Raw genomic sequence first — 5,153 nt, forward strand, 5'->3', positions numbered from 1 at the left:
CTGATCTTCCCCGGCATCGCCCTGAACAATCAGCCGCAACTGCTGCTCGGCGCCGCATGCACCGCGCTGCTGGCCTTGCTGCTCGACGGTCTGGTGACCATGGCCAGCCGCCTTTGGCTGGAACGCGGGTTGCGTCCGTCTTAAGGCTTTGGCCCCGTCTTGGGCCTGAAACAGGAATTCACATGAAAAAACTGACATTGATATTGAGCTGCGTCCTGCTGTTCGCAGGGTTTGCGCAAGCCGCTGAAAAACCGGTCATCCGCATCGGTGCCCGGGTGTTCACTGAACAGACCCTGCTCGCCGAAATCACCTCCCAGTACCTGCGCACCAAGGGTTACGACACCCGTGTGACCGGCGGCCTGGGCAGCAACCTGGCACGCAGTGCCCAGGAAAGCGGGCAACTGGACCTGATCTGGGAATACACCGGCGTGTCGCTGGTGGCCTACAACCACGTCGACGAGAAGCTCGACAGCGAACAGTCCTACGCCCGAGTGAAAGAACTCGACGCGAAAAAAGGCCTGGTCTGGCTCTCCCCGTCGAAATTCAGCAACACCTACGCCCTGGCCCTGCCAGAGAACGTGGCCAAGGAATTCCCGCAGATCAACAGCATCAGCGACCTGACCGCGGCACTGGCCGAGAAAACCAAGGAAAACCGCCTGGTGGCCCTGGACACCGAGTTCGCCAACCGTTCCGACGGCATGGCCGGCATGGTCAAGCTGTACGACATGAACCTGACCCGCAAGAACACCCGGCAGATGGACGCCGGCCTGGTGTACACCGCGCTGCGTAATGGCCAGGTGTTTGCCGGCTTGGTCTACACCACCGACGGTCGCCTGAACGCCTTCAAATTGAAGCTGCTGGAAGACGACAAGCACTACTTCCCGGACTACACCGCCGCGCCGGTGGTGCGTCAGGTTTACCTCGATGCCCATCCGCAACTGGCCGCTGATCTCAAGCCACTGGCTGCGCTGTTCGACGACGAAACCATGCGCCAGCTGAACGCGCGGGTCGACGTCGACCACGAAAGCCCGTCCGCCGTGGCCGCAGATTTCCTGCGCCAGCATCCGATCAACTAAGAGGAGAAGACATGGAATTCCTGAACGCCTTTTCCCATCTTGATTGGGCCCAAGTCCTGCACCTGACCTGGCAGCACATCACCCTGGTCGGCATTGCAGTGATCCTCGCAATCGTCGTCGGCGTGCCCCTGGGCGTGCTGATGACCCGCTTCCCGACGCTCGCCGGCCCATTGCAAGCCAGTGCCACGGTGTTGCTGACCGTGCCGTCGATTGCGCTGTTCGGCCTGCTGCTGCCGTTCTACTCCAAGTTCGGCCAGGGCCTGGGGCCGATGCCGGCGATCACCGCCGTGTTCCTCTATTCCCTGTTGCCCATCATGCGTAACACCTACCTCGCCCTCACCGGCGTTGAGCCAGGCATTCGCGAGGCCGCCAAAGGCATCGGCATGACCTTCGGCCAGCGCTTGCGCATGGTCGAGCTGCCGATTGCCGTACCGGTGATCCTCGCCGGTGTGCGCACCGCCGTCGTCATGAACATTGGTGTGATGACCATCGCCGCCACCATCGGCGCCGGTGGCCTGGGTGTACTTATTCTGGCTTCCATCAGCCGCAGCGACATGTCGATGCTGATCGTTGGCGCCGTGCTGGTCAGTCTCCTGGCCATCTTCGCCGACCTGCTTCTGCAATGGCTGCAACGCACGCTGACTCCAAAAGGACTGCTCAAATGATCGAACTTCAAAACCTGACCAAGACCTTCCAAAGCAACGGCAAGACCATCACCGCCGTTGATTCCGTAAGCCTGACCGTCAACGAAGGCGAAATTTGCGTATTCCTCGGCCCCTCGGGCTGCGGCAAGAGCACCACGCTGAAGATGATCAACCGCCTGATCAAGCCGACCTCCGGCAAGATCCTGATCAACGGCGAAGACACCACCGACCTCGACGAAGTGACCCTGCGTCGCAACATCGGCTACGTGATCCAGCAGATCGGTCTGTTCCCGAACATGACCATCGAAGAGAACATCGTGGTGGTGCCCAAGCTGCTGGGCTGGGACAAGCAGAAATGCCACGACCGCGCCCGCGAGTTGATGAGCATGATCAAGCTCGAACCCAAGCAGTACCTGCATCGCTACCCGCGTGAGCTGTCCGGCGGCCAGCAACAGCGGATCGGCGTGATCCGCGCCCTGGCGGCGGATGCACCGTTGCTGCTGATGGATGAGCCGTTCGGCGCGGTCGACCCGATCAACCGCGAGATGATCCAGAACGAGTTTTTCGAGATGCAGCGCGCGCTGAACAAGACCGTGATCATGGTCAGCCACGACATCGACGAAGCCATCAAGCTGGGTGACAAGATCGCGATCTTCCGCGCCGGCAAGCTGCTGCAGATCGACCACCCGGACACCCTGCTGGCCCACCCTGCCGACGAATTCGTCAGCAACTTCGTTGGCCAGGACAGCACCCTCAAGCGCCTGCTGCTGGTGAAGGCTGAAGATGCGGCGGACAACGCGCCGTCGGTCAGCCCGGAAACCCCGGTGGCGGATGCCCTGGAGCAGATGGATGAGTTGGACCGTCGCTACGTGGTGGTCACCGATGCCGAGAACAAGGCCCTGGGTTATGTGCGACGTCGCGACCTGCATCGTCAGACCGGTACCTGCGGCCAGTACCTGCGGGAATTCAACGCCACGGCGGCGTATGACGAGCATTTGCGCATCCTGCTGTCGCGGATGTACGAGTTCAACCGCTCGTGGTTGCCGGTGATGGATGCGGAGCGGGTGTTCCTCGGGGAAGTGACCCAGGAGTCGATTGCCGAGTATCTGAGTTCCGGTAAGTCCCGTGGGGGCAAGACCAGCATTGTGTCGCCTGCCGAGACAGCACTGGCCTGACCTGACACACAGCGGTCAAAATGTGGGAGCGGGCTTGCTCGCGAAGGCGGAGTGTCAGTCACCGGATGCATTGGCTGATACACCGCATTCGCGAGCAAGCCCGCTCCCACATTGGATCTTCACTGTGCCTGCAACACGTCAAATTGCCCCTCCCGGGGAACATCAATCCGTCATACCGGTCGGTTACATAAGTAGCTGCACGCGGCCGCACGACGAACGCGTGCAAAAACGCGACATTTTTAGTTGATCTATAGCCCCTCACGTCCTAAAGTTCGCGCCGAACGTCCATGCTGGAAACGATCCATCCGGCTCAAGTACTGACGACGAGACAGCAAGGCCAAGGGAAGCGGTTGATCCCATGGCCTTTTTGCTTTCGGCGACATGCCTTGGGAAGTAGGCGAACCAAAGTGGGGATACGGAGGACGTTCATTTGCACCCATTGATCAATCTAGTTTGCCAGTAGGAGTTCCCAGCATGTCGATCCAGGTCGAAGACTATTTCGCGCGCGCCACTTTTGACAAAATGAAGGCGTTCGCCGACACCCAGGAAACCCCGTTCGTGGTGATCGACACCGCGATGATCAGCCAGGCCTACGATGACCTGCGCGCCGGTTTCGAATTCGCCAAGGTGTATTACGCCGTCAAGGCCAACCCGGCCGTCGAGATCATCGACCTGCTCAAGGACAAGGGTTCGAGCTTCGACATCGCGTCGATCTACGAGCTGGACAAGGTCATGGACCGCGGCGTCAGCCCCGACCGTATCAGCTACGGCAACACCATCAAGAAATCCAAGGACATCCGTTACTTCTACGAGAAGGGCGTGCGCCTGTTCTCCACCGACTCCGAAGCCGACCTGCGCAATATCGCCAAGGCCGCCCCGGGTTCGAAAGTGTATGTACGTATCCTCACCGAAGGCTCGACCACGGCCGACTGGCCGCTGTCGCGCAAATTCGGCTGCCAGACCGACATGGCCATGGACCTGCTGATTCTCGCCCGCGACCTGGGCCTGGTGCCTTACGGCATCTCCTTCCACGTCGGCTCGCAACAGCGTGACATCAGCGTGTGGGACGCGGCGATCGCCAAGGTCAAAGTGATCTTCGAGCGCCTGAAGGAAGAAGACGGCATCCACCTGAAGCTGATCAACATGGGCGGCGGCTTCCCGGCCAACTACATCACCCGCACCAACAGCCTGGAAACCTACGCCGAGGAAATCATCCGCTTCCTCAAGGAAGACTTCGGTGACGATCTGCCGGAAATCATCCTGGAGCCGGGCCGTTCGTTGATCGCCAACGCCGGGATCCTGGTCAGCGAAGTGGTACTGGTTGCGCGTAAATCCCGCACCGCCGTCGAGCGCTGGGTATACACCGACGTGGGCAAATTCTCCGGCCTGATCGAAACCATGGACGAAGCCATCAAGTTCCCGATCTGGACCGAGAAGAAAGGCGAGATGGAAGAAGTGGTCATCGCCGGCCCGACCTGCGACAGCGCCGACATCATGTACGAGAACTACAAGTACGGCCTGCCGCTGAACCTGGCGATTGGTGACCGGATGTACTGGTTGTCCACCGGTGCGTACACCACCAGCTACAGCGCAGTTGAATTCAATGGCTTCCCGCCATTGAAATCGTTCTACCTGTAAACGCACGCCCTGATCGTTCCCACGCTCTGCGTGGGAACGCATCCGGTGACGCTCTGCGTCACGCCGTTAGAGCGGACGCAGAGCGTCCAGGGCGGCATTTCCACGCAGCGCGTGGGAACGATCAAGTTCAATCGCATGCTCTTGATAGATCTCGGCCATTGCCCGTATCTGCGGCTCATTGGCGGCACACAACGCCTTGTGCGCCACCCGCAAGAACTTCAAATTCCCGCCCGCCAGTGCCTTGTGCAACCATTCCAGTGCCGTTTCTATCTCGCCCCGGTCCGCCAACACCGCCGCATAACTGAACTGCCCGCGAAAATCCCCGCCTTCTGCTGACTGGCGATACCACGCCACCGCTGCCTCCAGATCCCTCGGGCAGTACTGCCCTTCTTCCAGATAACGCCCCAGCAGGTTCATCGACTTGGCATGGCCCAGTTCCGCCGCCTGTCGATAACACGCCAGCGCCTGGGTTTGATCCTCGGCAACCCCGCGCCCGGTCGCCAGCAGGTTGGCGTAGTTGTACAAGCCCCAATCCAGCCCGGCCTCGGCCGCCCGACGATATTCCCGGGCCGCCGCCACGGCATCCGCCTCGCAACCCCAGCCATGCTCCAGGCAACGCC

At 60.6% G+C, this 5,153-nt stretch carries 5 protein-coding genes and 1 pseudogene; 5 read left to right on the top strand and 1 reads right to left on the bottom strand.

All coding sequences use genetic code 11. The features are described 5' to 3' along the window. The 5 genes and pseudogenes from HX846_RS01595 to HX846_RS01615 form a co-directional block, all read left to right on the top strand. Positions 1–144, top strand: a pseudogene (locus tag HX846_RS01595) (ABC transporter permease); the annotation flags it as partial. Between the two features lie 38 nt (positions 145–182). Beyond that, a complete protein-coding gene (locus tag HX846_RS01600) occupies positions 183–1,076 on the top strand; it encodes a glycine betaine ABC transporter substrate-binding protein (protein ID WP_003215975.1) in 894 nt (297 codons plus the stop codon). An 11-nt stretch (positions 1,077–1,087) separates the two neighbouring features. Beyond that, on the top strand, positions 1,088–1,741 hold the full coding sequence (locus HX846_RS01605) for an ABC transporter permease (RefSeq protein WP_003215973.1): 654 nt from the start codon (positions 1,088–1,090) through the stop codon (positions 1,739–1,741). Further along, entirely contained in the window at positions 1,738–2,895 is a 1,158-nt protein-coding gene (locus HX846_RS01610; RefSeq protein ID WP_008437274.1) for a betaine/proline/choline family ABC transporter ATP-binding protein, read from the top strand. Before HX846_RS01605 ends, HX846_RS01610 begins: the two co-directional genes overlap by 4 nt. Before the next feature lie 474 nt (positions 2,896–3,369). Next, positions 3,370–4,533: a type III PLP-dependent enzyme gene (locus HX846_RS01615; protein WP_003215969.1), complete on the top strand. Its 1,164-nt coding sequence runs from the start codon at positions 3,370–3,372 to the stop codon at positions 4,531–4,533. Between the two features lie 66 nt (positions 4,534–4,599). On the opposite strand, the gene HX846_RS01620 is transcribed toward HX846_RS01615, so the two are convergent. Then, a partial coding sequence (locus tag HX846_RS01620; RefSeq protein ID WP_178964832.1) for a tetratricopeptide repeat protein occupies positions 4,600–5,153 on the bottom strand: 554 nt, incomplete at its 5' end.

The organism is Pseudomonas sp. K5002 (assembly GCF_013386655.1).
Lineage (GTDB): Bacteria > Pseudomonadota > Gammaproteobacteria > Pseudomonadales > Pseudomonadaceae > Aquipseudomonas.